We start from the raw sequence: 22,403 nt of genomic DNA, 5'->3' as shown, positions 1-22,403 counted from the left end.
GGGCCGGGATTGGGGAGTTGGGATTGGGGATTCGCAAAAGCGGAAGCGACGACCGCTGCCAGATGAGGAAGCGGTAGGCTCTTGCGAATCCCGAATGCCGAATCCCCACTCCCGCGCGCTGGCTTACCCAGCGCGATAGTTCGGCGGCTCTTTCGTGATCTGCACGTCGTGGACATGGCTTTCGCGTTGGCCGGCGCCGGTGATCTTGACGAACTTCGGCTTGATGCGCATCTCTTCGACAGTGGCGCAGCCGACATAGCCCATGGTCGCGCGCAGACCGCCGATCAGTTGATGGATGATGCCGCCGACCGGTCCGCGATACGGCACGCGGCCTTCGATGCCTTCCGGCACCAGCTTGTCGGCGTCGCTGGCGTCCTGGAAATAGCGGTCCTTGGACCCCTTCTCCATCGCGCCCAGGCTGCCCATGCCACGGTAGCTCTTGTAACTGCGGCCCTGGAACAACTCGACCTCGCCCGGTGCCTCTTCGGTACCGGCCAGCAAGCCGCCGACCATCACCGTGGACGCACCGGCGACCAACGCCTTGCCGATGTCACCGGAGTAGCGGATGCCGCCATCGGCGATCAACGGAATGCGGTCCTGCAGCGCTTCGGCCACCATGTCGACCGCGGTGATCTGCGGCACGCCGACACCGGCGACCACGCGCGTGGTGCAGATCGAGCCCGGACCCACGCCGACCTTGACCGCATCGGCGCCGGCATCCATCAACGCCAGCGCGGCATCGCCGGTGACGATGTTGCCGCCGATCACCTGCAGCTGCGGATAGGTTTTCTTGACCCAGGCCACGCGATCGATCACGCCCTGCGAATGGCCGTGCGCGGTATCCACGATCACCACGTCCACGCCCGCTGCGGCAAGCAGTTCGATGCGCTGTTCGGTATCGCCGCCCACGCCCACCGCCGCACCCACCAGCAAGCGCTTGGCAGCGTCTTTGGCAGCATTAGGGTTGTCGGTCTTTTTCTGGATGTCCTTGACCGTGATCAGGCCGCGCAGCTCGAAGCTGTCGTTGACCACCAGGATCTTTTCGATGCGGTTGCGATGCAGCAGCTCCAGCACTTCCTCATCGCTGGCGCCTTCGCGCACGGTGATCAGGCGATCCTTCTTGGTCATGATGTGGCGGACCGGATCGTCGAGCTTCTTCTCGAAGCGCATGTCGCGGCTGGTGACGATGCCGACCAGCTCGCTGCCATCCACCACCGGCACGCCGGAGATGTTGCGCGCGCGGGTCAGCGCAATCACTTCACCGATCGTGGTGTCGGGGCTGACCGTGAACGGCTCGGTGATCACGCCGGATTCGAACTTCTTGACCCGGGCCACTTCGCCGGCCTGCTGCGCAGGTGTCAGGTTCTTGTGGATGATGCCGATGCCGCCCAGCTGGGCCATGGCCACCGCAAGGCGGTGTTCGGTCACTGTGTCCATCGCGGCCGAAAGAATCGGCAGTTTCAGGCGCAGATCGCGGGTCAGCCGGGTTTCCAGGCTGACATCCTTGGGCAGGACGATCGAATGAGCGGGGACGAGCGAAACGTCGTCGTAGGTGAGAGCTTCAGCCTGGATGCGGAGCATCGGCGGACCCGAGTTTGGGGAAGCGCGGCATTTTACCCTGAAAGCCTTCACGAAGACACAACGCAGCCGCAATGCTGCGTTACGCGCGTGCCTCAGCCGGCTGCGTCGGCCGCTTCCAGCGTGTTCTGCATCAACGTGGCGACCGTCATCGGCCCTACCCCACCCGGCACCGGCGTGATCCAGGCCGCGCGCTGCACGGCGGCGTCGAAACCGACATCGCCGACCAGACGCCCGTCTTCCAGGCGATTGATGCCCACATCGATCACCACCGCGCCCGGCTTGACCCACTCGCCCGGAATCAAACCCGGGCGACCCACCGCGACCACCAGGATGTCGGCGTTGCGCACGCTGGCTTCCAGCACCTCGGGCGGGGTGAACTTGTGGCAGCTGGTGACCGTGCAACCGGCGATCAGCAGTTCCAGACCCATCGGCCGGCCCACGTGATTACTTACGCCCACGATGGTCGCATTGCGCCCGCGCACCGGTTGGTCGGTATGCCCCAGCAAGGTCACGATGCCGCGAGGTGTGCACGGGCGCAGCCCGAATTCGCGCAGTGCCAGGTGCCCCACATTCTGCGGATGAAAGCCATCCACGTCCTTGCGCGGGTCGATGCGCTGGATCAGGCGATTGGCATCGGGAATGCCCGGCAGCGGCAGCTGGATCAGGATGCCGTGGATCTTGGGATCGGCGTTGAGCCGGTCGATCAATGTCGCCAGCTCGGCCTCGCTGGTGCCTTGCGGCAAGTCGTAATCGAAGGCCTCGATACCGACCTTCTCCGCCGCGCGCCGCTTGTTGCGCACATACACCGACGAGGCCGGGTCGCCGCCGACCAGCACCACGGCCAACCCGGGGCGCGCCTTGCCGGCCGCCACGCGCGCATCCACCCGCAGCTTCAATCCGTCGAGCAGGTCCTCGGCAATGCGGCGGCCATCGAGGAGGCGGGCCGGAGCAGAGGCAGCTGGCGCGGAAACGGTCATGGGGCGTCAGGTGTAGAGTCGAAGGCCGTCTATTGTCCCCGATTCCGTCATGACCGACACCACCTCAACGCCCGATTCCATCACCACATCCATCGAAGCGGCCGCATTTCGCCGTCTGTTGCAGCATCTCAACCAGGACCGGCTCGATGTGCAGAACATCGATCTGATGATCCTGGCCGGCTTCTGCCGCAATTGCCTGGGCGACTGGTACCGCGAAGCCGCCGAAGCGCACGGCCAACCGATGAGCAAGGAGCAGGCGCGCGAAGCGGTCTATGGCATGCCGTTTGCCGACTGGAAACAGCAGCACCAGAAAGACGCCACGCCCGAGCAGTTGGAAGCCTTCGCGGCCGCTCAACGCACGCACAGCTGAGTCGATCGGCTTGCGACCTGCGGCTGGCGTCTTGGCGCCGGCCGTTCGTTACCCGACGTGTTTTCTCGACCAGCCAAGGAAACCGCACCGCAGTACCGAACCTGCTTCGGCGCTCACCAGCCACACCCGACTTAGTCGCCGGTCGCTTCTTCTACCTGATCGGCCTGCGGCACCGCATCCGGATTGAGCGTGCGGCTCTCGCGCCGCGGCGGGGTAAATGGCGTGGGCTTGGGCACGGTCGGCGTGATATTGCCGTACATCAGCCCGGACACAGCACCGGCACGCGTGTTGCCGGCCGCAATTTCCAGTTCGAACCGCTCGGCATCGCGACGCCGGATCTCGCGCGCGATGGTGACGGCCTCGTCCTCGTCAACGCCCAGCTCGACCAGGGCCGCTTGACCGAACGCCACCGCCGACTCGAAGGTCTCGCGGATCTGGTAATCCACGCCGGCAGCGACCAACTGCAACGAATGCTCACGATCGTACGAGCGCACCAACAATCGGGCGTGCGGGAACTCGCGCGTTGCCAGCCCCACGATACGATTGGCCGCCTCGCGGCTGTCGACGCACACCGCAATCGCGCGTGCGCTGTGCGCACCGGACGCATGCAACACATCCAGCCGGGTGCCATCGCCGTAGTAGATCTTGAAACCAAACTCCTCCGCGCTCTGGATCATCTCGATGTCGTTATCGATGATGGTCACGTCCACATCGCGCGCCAGCAGCGACTGGCTGGCGACCTGGCCAAAGCGCCCAAACCCGATGATCAGCACGCTGCCGGTCTGGTCACTGACTGCTTCCACGCCCTCCAGCGACGGCTTGGCGGCTGGCGTCAGCCGCCGCTGCAACAGCACGAACAATGGTGTCAGCGCCATCGACACCACCACGATCGCAGTCAGGCTGGCATTGACCTGTGCATCGATGACGCCGGAAGCCGATGCCGCAGCGAACAGCACGAACGCGAACTCGCCGCCCTGCGCCATCAGCACGCCACGGTCAAGCGCCTGGCGATGGTCGCTGCGCATCAGCCGCGCCACTGCATAGATGCACACGCCCTTGCCGACCATCAAGGCCAGCACGCCGGCAACGATCAGCCGCCAATCCGCCGCAACCACGTGCAGGTCCAGGCTCATGCCGACGCCGAGGAAGAACAGCCCCAGCAGAATCCCGCGAAACGGCTCGATGTCCGCTTCGATCTGATGCCGGAAGGTGGATTCGGACAGCAGCACGCCGGCCAGGAACGCCCCCATCGCCATCGACAACCCACCCACCTGCATCAACAGCGCCGCGCCTAGTACCACCAGCAAGGCAGCCGCCGTCATCACCTCGCGTGCCTTGGATGCAGCCAGGATCCGGAACAGGGGATTGAGCAGCCAGCGCCCTGCCACCAATAACCCGACGATGCAGGCCAGACCGATGCCGATGTCCTGCCAGCGCTGCGACGCCGCCTGCGGATCGCCGTTGGACCCCATCCAGGCCACGATCGCCAGCAGCGGCACGATCAACAGATCTTCGAACAGCAGGATTGCCACGATCTTTTGACCCGGCGGCAAGGCGACATCGCCACGCTCGGCCAGCAATTGCATCACCACCGCCGTGGAGGTCAGCACGAAGCCGGACGCGGCGACAAACGCCACCGGCGGCGCAAAACCGAGCAACATGCCGATGCCGGTCAGTACCAGCGTGCAGACCGCAATCTGCGCGGTTCCAAGACCGAAGATCTCCTTGCGCAGACTCCACAGGTGAGACGGCCGCATTTCCAGCCCGATCACGAACAGGAACATCACCACGCCCAACTCGGCCACATGCAGGATCGCCTGCGGCTCATCGAACAGCCCCAGGCCGAACGGACCAATCGCCAATCCCGCGGCCAGGTACCCCAATACCGAGCCCAAGCCCAGACGACGGAACAAGGGGATCGCAACGACGGCAGCGCCCAGCAGGACGACGACATTGATCAGTTCACTGGATTCGGCTGCTTGGCTCATGCCAAGGATTCTAGCGGCACAGGCTTGGCGCTGCCCTGCACCTGCGTGCGCATCGATCCATCAGCCGGCTCTTCCACATCGATCTCGACCAGCACGTCGCTCCTGATCTGCAACGCCTCGAACGACGAACGACGCCAGATGGCGTCGTTCGTGGATGCAGGCAATGACCAGGCAATCAGCCGCGCGCGTCGGCCTCGGCCAGCGCGGCACGCAGGATTTCCTTGGCCGGCCCACCATGCTTCTCGTGCTCGAGCGCGAAATGCACCGTGGCCTCGATCAGGCCGATGTGCGCGCCGCAATCGAAACGACGGCCTTCGAAGCGATACGCATCGACGGTTTCCTGCTGCAGCAGCCCGGCAATCGCATCGGTCAGCTGGATCTCGCCGCCTGCGCCAGCGCCGGTTTCTTCGAGCAATTCGAAGATCTTCGGGCTGAGCACGTAACGACCGACCACCGCCAGATTGCTTGGTGCCACTTCCGGCTTGGGCTTTTCGACGATGGCGTTGATACGCCCCTTGCGACCATCGAATGCATCGGTGGCCACGATGCCGTAACTGGCGGTCTTGTCGTGCGGCACGTCCTCGACGGCAATGACGCTGCCGCCGGACGCTTCAGCCACATCGGCCATCTGGGTGAGCGCACCAGCGCCGCGGTTCCAGATGAGATCGTCAGGCAACAACACCGCGAACGGCTCGTCGCCGACCACGGCCTTGGCGCACAGCACAGCATGACCCAGACCCAGTGCCTCGGCCTGCGTCACGAAAATGGCGCGCACGCCTTCCGGCAATGCATGGCGCACCAGCTCCAGCTGTTCGAGCTTGCCGGCGCGCTCGAGCTTCTGCTCAAGCTCGTAGGCCTTGTCGAAGTAGTCGGCGATCGAGTGCTTGTAGCGATTGGTCACGAAGATCAGCGTATCGCAACCGGCCTGGATGGCCTCGTCGACGGCATACTGGATCAACGGTTTGTCGATGATTGGCAGCATTTCTTTCGGCACTGTCTTGGTTGCCGGAAGAAAGCGGGTCCCAAGACCTGCGACGGGGAATACGGCCTTGCGAATACGCTTGCTCATTAAAGTCTTCTGACCTCACGTGCGGGGAATGGAACGACCGTATCAGATCGCGTGTCGACTTTCCGTCGAGCAGCCGCAAAATCCGGCATCAGACTGCCCAACACAGTCTCCATTGCCTTGATGTCATAGCGGTTAACCGCCTCACGCAAGCGCGTCACCAGCTGCAACACCTGCTCGTGCGAGAACTCGCGCACACCGGCTTCCAGGATCTTGGGATGCGCGGTGGGGCGATAGTCTTCGTCCGAATAGAACAGCGTTTCATGCAGCTTCTCGCCCGGACGCAAGCCGGTATAGAGAATCGCCACATCCTTGCCCGGCTGCTTGCCGGCAAGCCGAATCATCTGCTCGGCCAGCAAGCGGATCGGCACCGGCTCGCCCATGTCCAATGTGTAGATCGCACCATGCGAAGCGGAGGCAGCGGCCTGCACAACCAACTGGCAGGCTTCGGGAATGGTCATGAAGTACCGCGTCACATCCGGGTGCGTCACCGTGACCGGCCCGCCCTGACGGATCTGCTCACGGAACAATGGCACCACGCTGCCGGCCGAATCCAGCACGTTGCCGAAGCGCACGGTGATGAAGCGCGTCGGCGCATCGCGTGCGTCAAGACTCTGGCAGATCATCTCCGCATAGCGCTTGCTCGCGCCCAACACATTGACCGGCTCGACGGCCTTGTCGGTAGAGATGAAGACGAACGTTTCGATACGCGCACGCTGACAGGCGCGCGCCACGTTCTCGGTTGCCAGCACGTTGTTGCGCACGGCTTCGCGCAACTGCTCCTCCAGCAACGGCACCTGCTTGTAGGCGGCGGCATGGAACACCGCATCCGGGGTCGCGGTGTTCAATGCATACGCAACCACGGCCGGGTCGCCGCAATCGCCGAGCACGCGCACCACTTCGATATCGGGGAACAGCCGGCGCAGATCCGAATCGATGGTCAGCAATGCCAGCTCATCGATTTCCAGCAGCACAATCCGACGCGCACCATGCCGTGCGCACTGGCGGCAGACTTCCGAACCGATCGAACCGCCGGCGCCGGTGACCATCACCGTCTTGTTGGTCAGCCAATCGCGGATCAGGCGCCAATCGGGCGTGACCGGCTTGCGATTGAGCAGGTCCTCGATCGCAACCTCCTTCAATTCGCCAGGCAAGGAGCGCCCTTCCAGCACATTGATCAGCTTGGGCACCATGCGGAACGGCAAACCGGTGCTTTCGCAGATCGCCACCACACGCTGCATCCCCGAGGCATCCAGCGACGGAATCGCGATCACCAGCAGCTTGGCCGCCGTCTCCTTGGCGATCGATGCGGCCTGATCCAGGTTACCCAGCACGTTGAGACCCTGGATCTTGGCGCCATGCAGATTGCTGGCGTCGTCCAGATACCCGACCGGTACGAACGTACCGCTACGACGAAGATCGCGCACCAGCCCTTCGGCGGCGCGACCGGCGCCCAGGATCAACACACGCTGCGCGGCATCGCCGGAATGCGCAATCTGATAGTCCTTCCAGGCGCGGTACAGCAGCCGCGGCGTCCCCAGCAATGCCGACAGCGCGAACGGATAGACCACCAGCACCGACAGCGGCACCCCGTCCAGGCGGTCGTAAGACAGCGCCAGCACGATCGCGACCAACCCAAGGAAACTCGATTTGAAGATATTCCACAGGTCCGGCACCGAGGCGAATCGCCACAGCCCGCGATACAAACCCATCTTCCAGAACACCAGCCCCTGCGCGACCAGCACCACCGCAGTGCGCCAATCCCACAGTGGAAGATCAGGCGCCTCACGCAGCATGGAGTAACGGCCGGCGTGCAGCAGTTGCCAGCACACCCACACCATCAACAGGTCATGCAGTACGACTGCCGCTTGCGGCAACACTTTGGTCAAACGGTCACGCCAGGAAATCATAAAAGTCCATTACTCAGGAATTGCGCAGTCCATCGCGCAGAAAGTGCCAGATCGCGGTAGCACCCACACCCCAGCTCAGTGCATCGGCAACCTGCATCCAAACCGGATCATGACGAATTAACACATACAAGCAGAACGCAGCGATGCTGAAAGCGAAATAAACACCCGTTACCGGAACGTGCGTCTCAAGCCTACGTGCAAGGCGTTGATAGACGTGCTGGGCATGCGGTTCCCACCAGCGTTGCCCGGCGAGCATGCGAGACAGCAGCGTGAAGCCGGCGTCTACAAGAAACGCTGTCACTGGCAACCAACCGATCCACCAGCTCACCTGCCCGTTCGCTACAGTGAGTGCCAGCAACGCAGCCAACACATATCCCAGCGCGCCACTGCCGCCATCGCCCAGAAAAATGCGTGCGCGCGGAAAATTGAACGGCAAGAACCCCAGGCAGGACGCCGCAACTGCAAGACCCGCCCACGCCCATGCGCCGGGTAGGACAAACGCAAATGCCAACGCCGCCAAGGCCGCCTGGCTGGAAGCCAGACCGTTGATGCCGTCCATGAAATTCCAGACGTTGATCAACACGACAGACGCCACTGCGCTGAGCACGCCATCCCAGACATTGCCAGCGGAGTGACTGACCAAGACTCCCAGCGACGCCGATGCCATCAGATGGATCGCAAAACGCAGCCTGGCCGACAACGGACGATGGTCGTCCCACCAACCCACACCCGCCACCAGTACCAGCCCGACGGCGAACCAGCCAATGACCAGACGAGCAGTTGGCCAGAGCACCGTGGCAGCGATGCAACCCAGCAGGATTGCCGCCACGATCGCCATGCCACCGCCGCGCGGGGTCGCGACCACATGGCTGCGGCGCTCGCCCGGCTGATCGAGCAGGCGGCGATGCAAGGCATAGCGGCGCAACAGCCAGGTTCCCAGCGCTGCGACCACCAGGTGCGACAGGCACCACAGCCAGACCTGCGGCATTAGACGACCGCGTAATTCAACAGCGGTTTGACCGTGCCCCATTCCTTGCAGCTCGGGCATTGCCAGTGATGCGTCTTGGCGCCGAAGCCGCAACGCGTGCAGCGGTAACTTGGATTACGTACCAGCAGCTGGTCGGTGATGTGCTTGAGATCCTGCAGCGTGCCAACCGGGTCGCTGCCTTCGGCCAGGGTGAGATCGATCAACGCCGATTCGCCACGTACCGACGGCCGATCCTTGAGCTGACGGCCCAGGTACGCCAACGCAGGCGCCACGCCATCCTGCGCTTCCATCAACTGGGTCAGCGCCAATACCGGTGCGATGCCGCGATAGTGCTCGGTCATCTCCGACAGGAAGTTGCGCGCGCCAGCAATGTCGCCGACCCGGCGATAGGCCGCCATCAATGCAGGAATGATTTCCGGCAGGTATTCCGGGTCATGCCGCGCCGCTCGTTCGAATGCGCGTACCGCCGCTTCGTCATGACCGCGCTCGGCTTCGATGCGGCCTTCCAGAATGCCCGCACGCACGGACGTGCCGTCGGCCTGATAGGCGCGGGCGACGGCCTGCAGCGCCTCGTCGGTCTTGCTCGAACCGCGATAGCGATCGGCCAGTTCGCACTCGAATTGGGAAATCAGCTTGCCCATCGGCTCGCCGGTGACTTCTTCGTAGCGAGTGGCGTTGTCGATCGCTTTTTCCCAATCGCGCTCGGCCTGATAGATGCCAATCAGGTGCCGCAACGCCTGTGGCGCGCGTTGATCCAGCTGCGCCAACTCGGTAAAGACTGTTTCGGCGCGATCCAGCAGACCGGACTTCATGTAGTCCTCGCCCAGCGCCAGCAAGGCCTGCACACGCTGCTGATCAGTCAGGTCGGCGCGCTGCACCAGCCCCTGATGCAAACGAATCGCACGATCGACTTCACCACGACGGCGGAACAGATGCCCCAGCGCGACCTGCGTTTCGAAGGTTTCCTTGTCCAGTTCGGCGATGTGCAGAAACAGCTCGATCGCCTTGTCCGGCTGCTCGTTGAGCAGATAGTTCAGACCGCGAAAATAGGTACTGGAAAGACGACTGACCTGCGTATCACCGTGGCGCTGCCCGCCACGACGGCCGACGATCCACCCGCCCAGTGCTGCCAGCGGCACAAACAGGAAGAACCAGATCCACTCGGTCAGAAATTCCATACGTACTTACAGTCCATCGATGGGGCGCGTCTGGACTGCGGCAGGCGCAACGGGCCCGGCGTCGACGCGACTGACCGCAACAGCCTTGTTGGCCTGGCGCAATCTGGAATAGAGGGGAATGACCACACTGACCAGCACCATGCCGGCACCGATCAATACACCGACCAGCAGCGCGACGATGATCGCGACCCCGGAGGTCGTGCGCACACTTGAGAACAGGAAATCGAGAGTGACATCCTGGGAATTGACCGCACCGATGATCAGACCGGCCAGCAGGAAGGCCAACATCACCAGCAAGCGAAACACCTTCATGGACAGACTCCGTCGGGAAGGGGCCTAGCTTAACCGAGCCGACATAAACACAGCGGTAGAACGATCTTCAATCTGCCGTATCGGCCAGATCGACAGGCACCACGGAGCTGACACGCTCACGTAATTCCTTGCCCGGCTTGAAGTGCGGAACATGCTTGCCCGGCAGCGCAACCGATTCGCCGGTCTTGGGATTACGCCCCAGACGTGGCGGACGGTAATGCAGCGAAAAACTGCCGAACCCGCGGATTTCGATCCGATCACCATCGGAGAGCGCTTGCCCCATCATTTCCAGCAGCGATTTGACTGCCAGATCCACGTCGTCCGACTTCAGATGCGCTTGGCGTTGCGCCAGGATTTCAATCAATTCGGACTTGGTCATGGGAAGACTTGCTTTTTTCGACTGACACATCGGAATCGGCCCGGGGCAAGCCCGGGCCGATCCATCACGCTCTTGCGAGCGCTACGCGCTTACTCGGACTTGTTGCTGTTCAACTGTGCACGCAGCAGCGCGCCCAGCTGAGTCATGCCGCCCGACGCTGCGGAGGAGGACTGATATTCCTCCATCGTTTCGCGCATTTCGGCATCGTCCTTGGCCTTGATCGACAACTGCAGGGTGCGGCCCTTACGGTCCATGCCCACGAACTTGGCTTCGATCTTGTCGCCGACCTTCAGGTGCTGGGTCGCGTCGTCGACGCGCTCGTTGGCGATGTCGCGTGCAGCGACATAGCCTTCGATGCCGTCGGCCAGGTCGATCGTGGCGCCCTTGGCATCCACTTCACGTACCACGCCTTCGACCTTCGAACCCTTCGGGTTGGACGCCATGTACTGGCCGAACGGATCCTGCTCCAGCTGCTTGACGCCCAGGCTGATGCGCTCACGTTCCGGATCGACTGCCAGCACAACGGCTTCCAGCGTGTCGCCCTTCTTGTAGTTGCGCACGACATCTTCGCCGGTGGTGTTCCAGCTGATGTCGGACAGGTGGACCAGGCCGTCGATGCCGCCGTCCAGACCGATGAAGATGCCGAAGTCGGTGATCGACTTGATCTGACCGGACACCTTGTCGTTCTTCTTGTGGGTGGCAGCGAAGGTTTCCCACGGATTGGCGGCAACCTGCTTCATGCCCAGCGAGATGCGGCGACGCTCCTCGTCGACATCCAGCACCATCACTTCGACTTCGTCACCAACCTGCACAACCTTGGACGGGTTGACGTTCTTGTTGGTCCAATCCATCTCGGAGACGTGCACCAGACCTTCGACGCCCGGCTCGATCTCGACGAATGCGCCGTAATCGGTGACGTTGGAGACCTTGCCGAACACGCGGCTGTTGGCCGGGTAACGACGTGCGATGTTGTCCCACGGATCTTCGCCCAGCTGCTTCAGGCCGAGGCTGACGCGGTTACGCTCGCGATCGAACTTCAGCACGCGCACGTCGAGCTCGTCGCCGACATTGACGACTTCGGACGGATGGCGCACGCGCTTCCAGGCCATGTCGGTGATGTGCAGCAGGCCGTCGATACCGCCCAGGTCCACGAATGCGCCGTAATCGGTCAGGTTCTTGACGACACCCTTCAGGATCGCGCCTTCCTGCAGCTTGTCCATCAGCTGCTCGCGCTCTTCCGAGTGCTCGCTCTCGACCACTGCACGACGCGACACCACCACGTTGTTGCGCTTGCGGTCCAGCTTGATCAGCTTGAACTCGAGTTCCTTGCCTTCCAGGTAGGCCGGGTCGCGCACCGGGCGCACATCCACCAGCGAACCAGGCAGGAACGCGCGGACATCCTTGATGTCCACGGTGAAACCACCCTTGACCTTGCCGCTGATGCGACCGGTGATGGTTTCGTTCTTTTCCAACGCCTCTTCCAGCTCGTCCCACACCATTGCGCGCTTGGCCTTCTCGCGCGACAGCACGGTCTCACCGAAGCCGTTCTCGATGGAATCGAGGGCAACCTTGACCTGGTCGCCTACGCCGACATCGATCTCGCCAGCGTCATTACGGAACTGCTCGATCGGCACGATGCCTTCGGACTTCAAGCCAGCGTTGATCACCACCACGTCGCCGCGCACTTCCACGACGGTACCGGTGACGATCGAGCCCGGCTTCAGCTTCGCCAGATTGGCTTGACTGGCTTCGAACAGTTCAGCAAAAGATTCTGTCATTTGAATTTTACTCAGTTGAACACACGGGCGTTGATCGTCGGATTGCGACAGATACGAGCCGCCCAGCCTGTTGGTCGACTCCGGACAGCGAGTCGGTTAAGTAGTCATAGAACCGCCACACGGGATGTGCGGCAGAGCCTTGGAACGCCTTACGGTCGGCGGGACGTGCCCGCTTGCGGAACGCTTACGACGACGTGCGAGCGGCTAACAACCCGATCACACGCTGGACGACATCTTCGATTCCCATCCCGCTGGTATCGATCAGCACGGCGTCTTCGGCCGGCCGTAATGGCGCCACCACCCGCTGCGCATCACGCGCATCGCGAGCCATGATCTCGCGCAGCAGGTCGTCAAAGATAACCGAAACACCCTTTTCCATCAACTGTTTATGGCGACGGCCTGCACGTTCCTCGGCACTGGCGGTCAGAAAGACCTTGAATGCGGCATCCGGGAAGATCACCGTGCCCATGTCGCGCCCATCGGCAACCAGGCCGGGCGCTCGCCTGAATGCGCGCTGACGCTCTTTCAGGGCACTGCGCACCTCGGGAATGGCCGCAATTGCAGAGGCCAGCGCACCGGTCGTTTCCAGGCGCAACTCGCTGGTGGCGTCCACGCCGTTGACCAGCACCCGCAGCCCCGCCTCGCCTGCGTCATCGAATTCGACCTTGGTGTCGAAGGTGCAACGCACCAGCGCCGCCGGGTCGGACACGTCCAGATCGGCCCAGCTCGCTGCAACACCGACGGCGCGGTACAGTGCGCCCGAATCGAGGTAGTGCCAGCCCAGCCGGGAGGCCACGATCCGGCTCACGGTTCCTTTGCCGGCACCGGAGGGTCCGTCGATGGTGAGGACGGGCGAAAGGTCGGTCATTCAGGTTTCCGGAAGGTGATAAGGCGCCAGTGTAGCGCCGCTCGCAGCGATTCGGATGCAACCACTTGAAAGCACGACGAAAAGCCGGTTAGAATTGCCGGCTTAATTCCGGGTGCACCCTCGATAGCGGGCACTCTTCCATCGAATCCAACCGTTTACGCCGAGGTGTGCCATGAAAGTCCTGTCCTCCCTGAAGTCTGCGAAGACCCGTCACCGCGACTGCAAGGTGGTCCGCCGCCGTGGCAAGGTGTTCGTGATCTGCAAGTCGAACCCGCGTTTCAAGGCGCGTCAGCGCTAAGCCTTTGCTGCGCGTGCAAGACCCGAGAAAGCCGCCTTCGGGCGGTTTTTTCTTGGCCGATGTTTCCTGGCCGATGGAGACTGCACGGGCATCGTCTTGACGGACACCGTGATGCGCCTGGGTGCGGCGGTCGAGGACGCCCCGGCGCAGCGTGCCGGAACTTGCGCGTCGTCATCGGGGCCAGCAATGGCACCAACGCCTGACCTGGTTTTTTGCTGTAATCACCATTCGAAGTCTTGTCCACTGGGGAGTAGATGACATGCGCAACCGTTTGTTTGTGATGCCGCCGATCATGCTGGCAATCGCGCTGATGGGGATCAGTGCCGTTGCCTCGGCCGACACACTGTTGGTCGATCGTGCAAAGCAAAAGCCCGCCGCCGCCCTGCCCTTGCGTGGCGACAGCATGAGCCAGGTCGAAGGCCGTTACGGCGCGCCGCAGGAAAAGCTGGATCCGCGCGGTGGTCAGAAGCGTCAGTGGCCGACCATCCATCGCTGGGTGTATCCGGCTTTTACCGTGTATTTCGAAAAGAGCCGGGTGATCGACGTGGTGGCCAATCAGGCCGATGCGAACGAGATCGGGCCCAAGCCGCTTTGATGCGAGTCCCTCGCAAGAGCCCGCACATCCATGTGCGGGGATTGAATTAACAGCCTGGGCTCGCTTGGGTATCGATAGGTAATTTTCAGGTATGACCGACAGCGTTCGCTTTCCTGCCGAGTGGGAACCTCAATCCGCCGTGTTGATCGCGTGGCCGCATGCGGGCACCGATTGGGCCGAGCGTCTGGCCGAGGTGGAAGAGACCTATATCGCGCTGGTGACGGCGATTTCCCGTTTCGAGCCGGTGATCGTCTGCGTGGCCGATGACGATCTGCAGATTTATGCCGAAGCGCGGCTGCGCTCGGCGCGGGTGGACATGGCACGGGTGCGCTTTGTGATTGCGGCCTACAACGACACCTGGCTGCGTGATTCGGGCCCGATCACGTTGCGCCAGGATGGCGGTTTCCGGCTGATGGATTTCCGCTTCACCGGCTGGGGCGGCAAGTTCGAGGCCAGCCTGGACGATCAGTTGGTGACCTCGCTGGATGCCGCGCAGGTGTTCGTGGCATCGCAGGTGCAAACCGTGGACTTTGCACTGGAAGGCGGTGCGATCGAGACCGACGGTGCGGGCACCTTGCTGACCACCTGGAAGTGCCTGCATGAGCGGCACCCGCAGCGCACGCGCGAATCGTTGAGCAGCGATCTTGCCGCATGGCTGTCGCAGGACCGCGTGCTGTGGCTGGATCACGGCTATCTGGAAGGCGACGATACCGACGCGCATATCGATACGCTGGCGCGCTTCGCCGGCCCGGATGCGATCGTCTACCAGGGCTGCGATGTAGCCACCGATTCACATTACACCGAACTGCAGGCGATGGGCGCCGAACTGGCTGCACTGCGCAAGGCCGATGGGCAGCCGTATCGCCTGTTCGTGTTGCCGTGGGCCGAGCCGATTCTCGACCACGGCCGTCGTCTTGCGGCCTCGTATGCCAATTTCCTCATCGTCAACGGTGCGGTGCTGATGCCCGCCTATGGCGACAAGGCCGATGCAACTGCGCAGGCAGTGCTGGCCGAAGCATTCCCGCAGCATGAAATCGTGCCAGTGCCGTGTCGGGCGCTGATCTGGCAGAACGGCAGCCTGCACTGTTTGACCATGCAACTGCCCGCCGGTCTGTTGGCCGCCTGAGTCATTCCTGTTCCGGCCGGCAGGCCGGTGTTACGCCATGGCGCGCTACCCTGTGCGCCACCTAGTTGGATGCTGCCATGACCCGTCATCTCCTTCCCGTCGCGCTGATCCAGGAGCGCAACCACGGCGACGCCGAGGCCAATCTGGCCATCATTGAGTCGCGCGTGGCCGAAGCCGCTGCGCAGGGCGCCAAGCTGGTGCTGCTGCAGGAACTGCATAACGGCGCGTACTTCTGCCAGCACGAGTCGGTGGACGAATTCGATCTGGCCGAGCCGATTCCCGGCCCCAGCACCGAGCGCCTGGGTGCATTGGCCAAGCAACATGGCGTGGTGCTGGTGGCCTCGTTGTTCGAGCGCCGCGCTGCCGGGCTGTATCACAACACGGCAGTGGTGTTCGAAAAGGACGGCCGCCTGCTCGGCAAGTACCGCAAGATGCATATCCCCGACGACCCGGGTTTTTACGAGAAGTTCTACTTCACGCCGGGCGATCTGGGTTTCGCTCCGATCGATACTTCGGTGGGTCGTCTCGGCGTGCTGGTGTGCTGGGATCAGTGGTACCCCGAGGCTGCGCGCCTGATGGCGCTGGCCGGTGCGGAACTGCTGCTCTACCCCACCGCGATCGGCTGGGATCCGGACGATGAGCAACCCGAACAAGAGCGTCAGCGCGATGCGTGGATCCTGAGCCATCGTGGCCATGCGGTAGCCAACGGGGTACCGGTGCTGTCGTGCAACCGCGTGGGGCATGAGCCTTCGCCGATGGGCGCCTCGGGCATCCAGTTCTGGGGCAACAGCCATGTGCTGGGGCCGCAGGGCGAGTTCATCGCCGAGGCGGGACAGGATCCGACGGTGCTGGTGTGCGATGTCGATCTGCAGCGCAGCGAGCATGTGCGGCGCATCTGGCCGTTCCTGCGCGATCGCCGCATCGATGCGTATGGCGATCTGCTCAAGCGCTACATCGACTGACCGCATGCCTGTGGAGGTACGCGAGGTCCGCGAGGCGGACATCCCGGCGATCACCGCGATCTATGCGGAGCAGGTCGCCGGGGTCAACAGCTACGAATACAGCGCGCCGTCGAGCGACGAGATGCGCACGCGGGTGCGCGCCACCGTGGATGCGGGGTATCCGTATCTGGTCGCCGAACGCGATGCTGCAGTGGTCGGTTATGCCTATGCTGGCGCGTACCGCGCACGTGCGGGGTATCGCTGGACCGTGGAGAATTCGATCTACCTTGCCGGCGACATGCAAGGACGTGGCATCGGCAAGGCCTTGTTGGGCGAGCTGATCGCACGCTGTGAACAACGCGGCTATCGACAGATGATTGCAGTGATCGGCGATGCCGAGAATCAGGCATCGCGACGGCTGCATGAACGTTTTGGTTTTCGCACGGTCGGAGTGTTCACCGGAATCGGCCGCAAGCATGGCCGCTGGCTGGACGGTTTGCAGATGCAACGCCCGCTCGGCCCCGGTGACACCGCCCCTCCTTCTGATGAATGACCCCATGACTGAGCAAACCACCCACGTTCTGGACGATGCGCTGTCCGGCCAGCCGCATCGCATCGTCGAGCGCGACGGCGTGCGCTACACCTTGCTCGGCACTGCGCATGTCTCGCTGGCCAGCGTGGCTGCGGTGCAGCGGGCGATCGGCAGCGGGCGCTACGACGCGGTGGCGGTGGAACTGGATGCACAGCGCCTGCAGGCGCTCAGCGACCCGGACGCCCTCGCCCGCCTGGACCTGGTGCAGGTGATCCGCAAAGGCCGCGTGGCCTTGTTCGCAGCGAACCTGGCACTGGCGGCTTACCAGCGCCGCCTGGCCAAGCAGCTCGGCATCGAGCCAGGTGCGGAATTGAAGGAAGCGGTGAACCTGGCGCGCACACAAGGCTTGCCGGTGCATCTGATCGATCGCGAGGTCGGCCTGACCTTCAAGCGCGCCTCCGGGCGGCTGGGATTCTTCGGCAAGATGAAGCTGGCCGGCGGCTTGCTGAGCGGCCTGTTCGCCGCCGATGAGGTGGGCGAAGAGGAAATCGAAAAGCTCAAGCAAGGCGACATGCTGGAAGCGAGCTTCGGCGATTTTGCCAGCGAAAGCCCGGAGTTGTACGAGACCGTGATTGCCGAGCGCGATCAATACATGGCTGCGCGTCTGCGCGAGGAAGCCAACGCCGGTCAGCACGAGGTGCTGGCGGTGGTCGGCGCGGGACATCTGGCCGGGCTTGCGCGACATCTGGAACAGGACACCGATGCGCCCGGCCCGCTGCGCGAGTCGCTTGAGTACGTGCAACAGCGCAAGCGCGTTCCATGGATCACGCTGGGCGTGCTGGCGGTCATCATCGTTGGCATCGGGATCGGTTTCTGGCGCGGCGGCCTGAGCATGGGCGCCGATTTGTTGTTGCAATGGGCGATGTACACCGGCGGTATGGCGGCGTTGGGTTGTCTGCTGGCCGGCAGTCATCCGTTGAGCATTTTGACCGCTGCGGTGGTCGCACCGTTCAAGCCGTTCCGACTGAGCGTACCGACCGGTGCGTTCGCTGCGTTGGTCGAGGTGCATATGCGCAAGCCGGCCTACGGCGATTTCCTGACGCTGCGTGACGATGCGCAGACCTTGCGCGGGTGGTACCGCAATCGCGTCTCGCGCGTGGTGCTGACGTTTTTGCTGACCAACTTTGGCAGCATGGCCGGGGTGTGGCTGGCGGGTGTGCAGATCTTCAATCGTCTGCATGGTTGATTGCGGCGGCGGCGGCGGCGGCGATGCGTTGCGCCGCGATCCGCGAAACATCCGTTGCCTTTCGTAGGAGCGCCCCTGGGCGCGATGGGGTTTTACCGGTAAAGCCTCATCGCGCCCAAGGGCGCTCCTACGAGAGCTGGAGCAAGCGCCAGGTTACGGGGCGGCAGGCGCGCCTGGCGCTAGCTGCAAGCGCACCCACACGCCGTAGTGATCCGAGGCCCAGCGACCTTCGGCGTACGGCGCGTCGAACAGAATGCGTGCTTCGCGGGCCAGCAGGCGGTTCTGCTGGAAGAACACGTGGTCGATCCGCGCCGGCTTGTCGAACACGTGCAGGTTCAAGGTGCTGACCGTGGCGTCGCTGTTGCGATGCACGCTGCCGTAGCTGTCGCCGTAGCCTTTGCGTAGCGCTTCCAGATCGAGGGCATCGGCAGCGGTATTGAAATCGCCGGCGATCACGACAGGTGCTTGGTCGCTGTTGGAGGCAATGAAGTCCAGCAGGTCGGCCACCTGCCGCGTGCGCGTGGCGGTGCCGCGTGCATCGGCGCGTTCGTTGAGATGGGTGACGTAGACGTTGATCGGTTGGCCGTCGACATCGACCTGCAAATGCGCGGCGACGCGGTAATCGTCCAAGGGCTGCAGCAGGCGCTGATGCATGGCCAGCACGTTGCGCCGGCTCAATAACGCATTGCCGTAGCGCTTGGGCGCGCCGACCGGATCGACCGAGGCGAAGGCGTACTCGTACCCGAGCTTGCGTGCCAGCCAGGCAGCCTGATTTTCCACGCTGCCGCGGCGTTCGATCACTTCCTGCAGCGCAATCACATCCGGCGCCAGTTGCTTGAGCTGTTTGGCGATGTAGGCGCGACGTGCCGGCCAGTCTTCGCGGTCGTGATGCAGGTTGAGCGTGACCAGGGTCATTTCGCGCTGCACCGCGCCCGGAGACTGCACCGCCCGGGATGCGCGTGCTACGTGATCGGTCTTGTCCAACTGTGCGGGTTGCATGGCCTGCACGGCATGGGTGGCCTGCGTGGCATAGACAGCAACAGAGCACAGCAGCGCAGCCAACGCGACCGGCCATCCGGCACGTCGCCGCGCCGGCGCTGCCCGGGTAGGCCGACGTGCGTCATTCATTGCGTAGCGCGCTCGGCGCGCCGCACCGCGCTGGGCACATCGATCTGCACATTGGCCGGCAGTTGCTGGATGCGCAGTTCACCGTTCTGCCATTCGGCCGATTCGCCGTTGATGCTGGCCTTGCCCGGCGTGCCCTGGTACGGCCACGGCAACACCACCCCGCCCGGCGGCAGGATCAAGCCGGGCTGCAGTTGCAGCACCAGCTGCTTGTCGGTGCGCTGCAGGGTGTAGTTGAGGCGCCCGTACGGCGTGCGCAGTTCGGCAATCCCGATTCCCTTGCCTTCGAACCAGCGCGTGGGCGTGCCGGCCGCAATCACCAGGCTGGCATCGGATTCGCGCCCGTAGGCGAACATGTCCAGCACCGAGCGCACGAAGTCCGAGGCGACCCAGGCATGCGGCAGGTCGCCGACGAAAAACGGCGTGCGTGGCGTGCGCGAGACCACTTCGGCCCATTGATTCCACGGTTGCGGCGCGCGGTCCTTGAAGAAGAACGCGGTGGCGTCCCAGGCGCGGTCGCGCCAGCCCAGGCGCACGAACGCGGCCACGTTGCGCCATTCGTACGGCGTGTAGTCTTTCCATTCGCGCTTGCTGTCGCGGCGGTCGGAGAACTCCTTCCAATAGCGCCCGAAGGTATTGGTCAGCAGATCCTGCGGCAGGCGTTGCTGCTCGCCACCCGGTGCCAGCGCGATGGTGGTCGAGGTCGCATCGAAGTCGCCGAGCTCGGCCGAGCCAGGCAGGAAATCGAGATTGTGCTGGCGCACCGCCGCACCCAGCGAGGCGATCAGGTCGCCACTGAATTCGTCGCGTGCGGTGCTGAAGCGGGCGACGTCATCCGGCTTGTCGAGCGCGCCGGCCAGCATCACCGCATCCTTGTAGCCGCGCAGCGCCCAGAAGTTGTCCCAGTACGAATGCACCGGCTTGGCCGAATAGCCCTCGTGACTGATCGACACCGGCATCATTCCGTAGAAGGCCGGATTGCGCATGAAGTTGTCTTCGGTGCGCTCGCTGGCGCGCAGCGTTTCCATGTAGTCGTAGGCGCCGGTGACGTGCGGCCACATCTTTTCCAGGAACGCCTTGTCGCCGGTATAGCGGTAGTACTCGGCGATGTTGAAGATCAGCTCGCCATGGCTGTCGTTCTCCGGCACCGGGTCGCTGCCGCGGTCGTCCACGCAGCACGGCACCATGCCGTTGTCGAACTGATACGGCGCGAACCAGTCGACGTACTCGCGCACCACGTCTTCGCGGCCGAGCCGCAACAGGCCTTCGGAAATCATTGCGCCATCGCGGATCCAGCTACGCGAGTACGAACGCGTCCCCGGCTGCAGACGCGGGCCGATACGCGAGATCAACATATGCGCCAGCGCGGTGCGCAAGGTATCGACCACCGGCTTGCCTTCGGCCGGGACGCTGATGCGTACGCGATCGAGCTTGCTGCGCCACTGCTGGGCAACCTGCTGTTGCGCCTTGTCGGCATCGAAGTCGGCCGGCAACTGCGCGGTGCCGGTTTGCGGAATCACCAACGCCACTTCGCGCCGTTGGCCAGGCTCCAGCTTCCAGCGATACAACAACACACCCGAGGCCAGACCGGTCTCGTCCTTGACCTGGGTGATCGTCGGCGGTGTGGCAGCGGTGAGATGGCTGACGTCCATGCCGCTGTCGAAAGCGCTGGCAAAGCCGGCATCCGGACGCTGCGCGGCGAATACGCGCGGCTTGCCGTTGACGCTGACCTGCGCGCCGTCCACGGCCAGTTGCTCGATCCGGCTGACGCCGCCCAGGGTGTTGAGGAACTGCGCCGGCGGGTTGACCTGGAACGGACGCACCGCCAATGCCAGGGTGAAGTCGCGCGCTTCCTTGCCGGTGTTGTGCAGTTGGTAGCGTGCGACCAGCTGCGCCTGATCCGGTGTGCCCTGCACGAAGGCAGTCACTCGCAGATTCATCAGGTCATGGTGCCAGTCGACGCTGGGAATCGGCAGGTAATCGTCCTGCAGGCTCTGCTCGCTGCTGACGTCGGACCAATGCAGCAGCTTGCCGCCGGTGACCACGAACGGTTCGATGCTGAAACCGCCCTTGCCCACTTCCACCGCGCCGTCTTCGCCGATCAGGCCCTGCTCGGTGCCGCCATCCAACCCCAGGATGGTCCAGTACGGCTGCTCGCCGGAAAAGCCACGCGGATAGCTGCCACGCGGCATCTGTGCGGCCAGCGACTTGATGAAGTCATTGGGTGTTGCGGCGAAGGCCAACGGCTGCAACTGCACTTCCTTGATGCCGTAACGCCAGTTGGGGCCATCCTTGAGATCGAAACGCAAATAGCGCGCCTCGGTGTCCGGCAGTGCCAGCCAATCGGTGCCGCCGGCACCGGCGGTGACGGTGCGCAGATCGCGCCAGCCACGCCCGTCGCTGGAGGCGCGCACCACGTATTGCGAGGCCTGCAGGCCCGGCACCCACTGCACCACTGCGCCGCCGAATTCGCGCACCTTGCCCAGATCCAGCGTCACGGTCTGTTGCTTGACCGCACCGCTCAGCCAGAAGGTCTCGGGCTTGCCGTCGGCCAGGCGTTGCTCCAGTGCGGGAGCGGTGTCGGTGATGGCCTCGGCCTTCAACGGCGAGGTGTCTTCTGGCGGCAGCGGGGTCAGCGTCAGGCGGTCGAAGCACACCGAGCCCTTGCCGCCGACCTTGTTGTAGATGGTGAATTCCACATCCGCACTGCTGCGCAGCTGCTTGTCCTGGCCAGGGCCCCAGGCTTTTTCGATATTCCGCTTGCGGTAGGCGAAGGTGGTCCAGCTCTTCGGAAAATTGAAACCCGGCCGGTTGACCCACCACACGTTGTCGCCGCTGGCATCGATCAGCTTGACCTGCAGATCGTTGGAGGGCGATTCGCCGCGCAGCGCAAAGCCAAGGCGGTAGTTGTCCGGATACTCGATCGGCAGGTTGCGACGGATGCCGACATAGCCGGACACGCCGTTGAAGTTGTAGTCCAGGCACAGCGCATGCCCGCCAGATGTGGTGGCCACCGGGCGCAGCGAGCCGCTGACCTGATTGGACACCACCAGGCGCCAGGCGCCGATGTCGTTGAAACCGTCGAGCACGCGCTCCTGCGCCTGCGCCGCGCCCGCAGACGTGACGACAGCGGCCATGGCAAACA

At 63.6% G+C, this 22,403-nt stretch carries 20 protein-coding genes; 7 read left to right on the top strand and 13 right to left on the bottom strand.

Annotated features, from left to right (window positions below; translation table 11 throughout):
• Positions 1-123 precede the first annotated feature (123 nt).
• Both guaB and folD read right to left on the bottom strand, forming a co-directional pair.
• The gene (gene guaB / locus ABS769_RS01525; protein ID WP_317060971.1) at positions 124-1,581 is read right to left on the bottom strand and encodes an IMP dehydrogenase; all 1,458 of its coding nucleotides are present in this window, start codon (positions 1,579-1,581) and stop codon (positions 124-126) included.
• Positions 1,582-1,673: 92 nt separating this feature from the next.
• Positions 1,674-2,558 (bottom strand): bifunctional methylenetetrahydrofolate dehydrogenase/methenyltetrahydrofolate cyclohydrolase FolD, encoded by an 885-nt coding sequence (folD, locus tag ABS769_RS01520; RefSeq protein WP_317060972.1) that lies wholly within the window; start codon positions 2,556-2,558, stop codon positions 1,674-1,676.
• A 49-nt stretch (positions 2,559-2,607) separates the two neighbouring features.
• On the opposite strand from folD, the gene ABS769_RS01515 reads away from it, so the two are divergent.
• Positions 2,608-2,928, top strand: coding sequence for a DUF1244 domain-containing protein (locus ABS769_RS01515; RefSeq protein ID WP_317060973.1), 321 nt, complete (start codon positions 2,608-2,610; stop codon positions 2,926-2,928).
• A gap of 131 nt (positions 2,929-3,059) precedes the next feature.
• Here the strand turns inward: ABS769_RS01515 and ABS769_RS01510 are convergent, their stop codons facing one another.
• The 9 genes from ABS769_RS01510 to cmk form a co-directional block, all read right to left on the bottom strand.
• Complete coding sequence (locus ABS769_RS01510; protein WP_317060974.1) at positions 3,060-4,916, bottom strand: monovalent cation:proton antiporter-2 (CPA2) family protein; 1,857 nt, start codon at positions 4,914-4,916, stop codon at positions 3,060-3,062.
• Positions 4,917-5,091: 175 nt separating this feature from the next.
• Positions 5,092-5,985: a UTP--glucose-1-phosphate uridylyltransferase GalU gene (gene galU, locus ABS769_RS01505; RefSeq protein ID WP_006451184.1), complete on the bottom strand. Its 894-nt coding sequence runs from the start codon at positions 5,983-5,985 to the stop codon at positions 5,092-5,094.
• Entirely contained in the window at positions 5,985-7,892 is a 1,908-nt protein-coding gene (locus ABS769_RS01500; protein ID WP_317060975.1) for a polysaccharide biosynthesis protein, read from the bottom strand. The genes galU and ABS769_RS01500 overlap by 1 nt, the downstream gene beginning before the upstream one ends.
• Before the next feature lie 13 nt (positions 7,893-7,905).
• Positions 7,906-8,880, bottom strand: a complete 975-nt coding sequence (locus ABS769_RS01495) for an MraY family glycosyltransferase (RefSeq protein ID WP_317060976.1) — start codon at positions 8,878-8,880, stop codon at positions 7,906-7,908.
• Positions 8,880-10,058, bottom strand: a complete 1,179-nt coding sequence (gene lapB / locus ABS769_RS01490; RefSeq protein ID WP_006451181.1) for a lipopolysaccharide assembly protein LapB — start codon at positions 10,056-10,058, stop codon at positions 8,880-8,882. The genes ABS769_RS01495 and lapB overlap by 1 nt, the downstream gene beginning before the upstream one ends.
• Positions 10,059-10,064: 6 nt before the next feature.
• Positions 10,065-10,370, bottom strand: a complete 306-nt coding sequence (locus ABS769_RS01485) for a lipopolysaccharide assembly protein LapA domain-containing protein (protein WP_104550834.1) — start codon at positions 10,368-10,370, stop codon at positions 10,065-10,067.
• 67 nt (positions 10,371-10,437) lie between these two features.
• Complete coding sequence (locus ABS769_RS01480; protein ID WP_006451179.1) at positions 10,438-10,749, bottom strand: integration host factor subunit beta; 312 nt, start codon at positions 10,747-10,749, stop codon at positions 10,438-10,440.
• Between the two features lie 89 nt (positions 10,750-10,838).
• Positions 10,839-12,527, bottom strand: a complete 1,689-nt coding sequence (rpsA, locus tag ABS769_RS01475) for a 30S ribosomal protein S1 (RefSeq protein WP_023904145.1) — start codon at positions 12,525-12,527, stop codon at positions 10,839-10,841.
• Positions 12,528-12,711: 184 nt separating this feature from the next.
• Positions 12,712-13,395 carry a (d)CMP kinase gene (gene cmk, locus ABS769_RS01470; protein WP_317060977.1) on the bottom strand — a complete coding sequence of 228 codons (684 nt, stop codon included), beginning with the start codon at positions 13,393-13,395 and terminating at the stop codon, positions 12,712-12,714.
• Positions 13,396-13,567: 172 nt separating this feature from the next.
• Here cmk and ykgO point away from each other — a divergent pair, with 172 nt between their 5' ends.
• From ykgO to ABS769_RS01440, 6 genes are all read left to right on the top strand, one after another.
• Positions 13,568-13,693, top strand: coding sequence for a type B 50S ribosomal protein L36 (ykgO, locus tag ABS769_RS01465; protein ID WP_005913193.1), 126 nt, complete (start codon positions 13,568-13,570; stop codon positions 13,691-13,693).
• Positions 13,694-13,952: 259 nt separating this feature from the next.
• Complete coding sequence (locus ABS769_RS01460; protein ID WP_104550831.1) at positions 13,953-14,288, top strand: hypothetical protein; 336 nt, start codon at positions 13,953-13,955, stop codon at positions 14,286-14,288.
• Between the two features lie 91 nt (positions 14,289-14,379).
• Positions 14,380-15,414 carry an agmatine deiminase family protein gene (locus ABS769_RS01455; RefSeq protein ID WP_317060978.1) on the top strand — a complete coding sequence of 345 codons (1,035 nt, stop codon included), beginning with the start codon at positions 14,380-14,382 and terminating at the stop codon, positions 15,412-15,414.
• A 77-nt stretch (positions 15,415-15,491) separates the two neighbouring features.
• Positions 15,492-16,376, top strand: coding sequence for a carbon-nitrogen hydrolase (locus tag ABS769_RS01450; RefSeq protein ID WP_317060979.1), 885 nt, complete (start codon positions 15,492-15,494; stop codon positions 16,374-16,376).
• Positions 16,377-16,380: 4 nt separating this feature from the next.
• Positions 16,381-16,908, top strand: coding sequence for a GNAT family N-acetyltransferase (locus ABS769_RS01445; RefSeq protein ID WP_317060980.1), 528 nt, complete (start codon positions 16,381-16,383; stop codon positions 16,906-16,908).
• Positions 16,901-18,133 (top strand): TraB/GumN family protein, encoded by a 1,233-nt coding sequence (locus ABS769_RS01440; protein WP_430544143.1) that lies wholly within the window; start codon positions 16,901-16,903, stop codon positions 18,131-18,133. The genes ABS769_RS01445 and ABS769_RS01440 overlap by 8 nt, the downstream gene beginning before the upstream one ends.
• A gap of 153 nt (positions 18,134-18,286) precedes the next feature.
• On the opposite strand, the gene ABS769_RS01435 is transcribed toward ABS769_RS01440, so the two are convergent.
• Together ABS769_RS01435 and ABS769_RS01430 are read right to left on the bottom strand one after the other, a co-directional pair.
• The gene (locus ABS769_RS01435) at positions 18,287-19,132 is read right to left on the bottom strand and encodes an endonuclease/exonuclease/phosphatase family protein (protein ID WP_317061032.1); all 846 of its coding nucleotides are present in this window, start codon (positions 19,130-19,132) and stop codon (positions 18,287-18,289) included.
• A 125-nt stretch (positions 19,133-19,257) separates the two neighbouring features.
• Positions 19,258-22,395, bottom strand: a complete 3,138-nt coding sequence (locus tag ABS769_RS01430) for a discoidin domain-containing protein (protein WP_317060982.1) — start codon at positions 22,393-22,395, stop codon at positions 19,258-19,260.
• Positions 22,396-22,403 lie beyond the last annotated feature (8 nt).

Origin of the sequence: Xanthomonas hortorum (genome assembly GCF_040279205.1) — a bacterium.
In the GTDB taxonomy this organism is placed as follows: Bacteria; Pseudomonadota; Gammaproteobacteria; order Xanthomonadales; family Xanthomonadaceae; genus Xanthomonas; species Xanthomonas hortorum_F.
The sequence above is the reverse complement of the archived record's forward strand: the minus strand, read 5'-3'. Positions and strand labels throughout refer to the sequence as shown.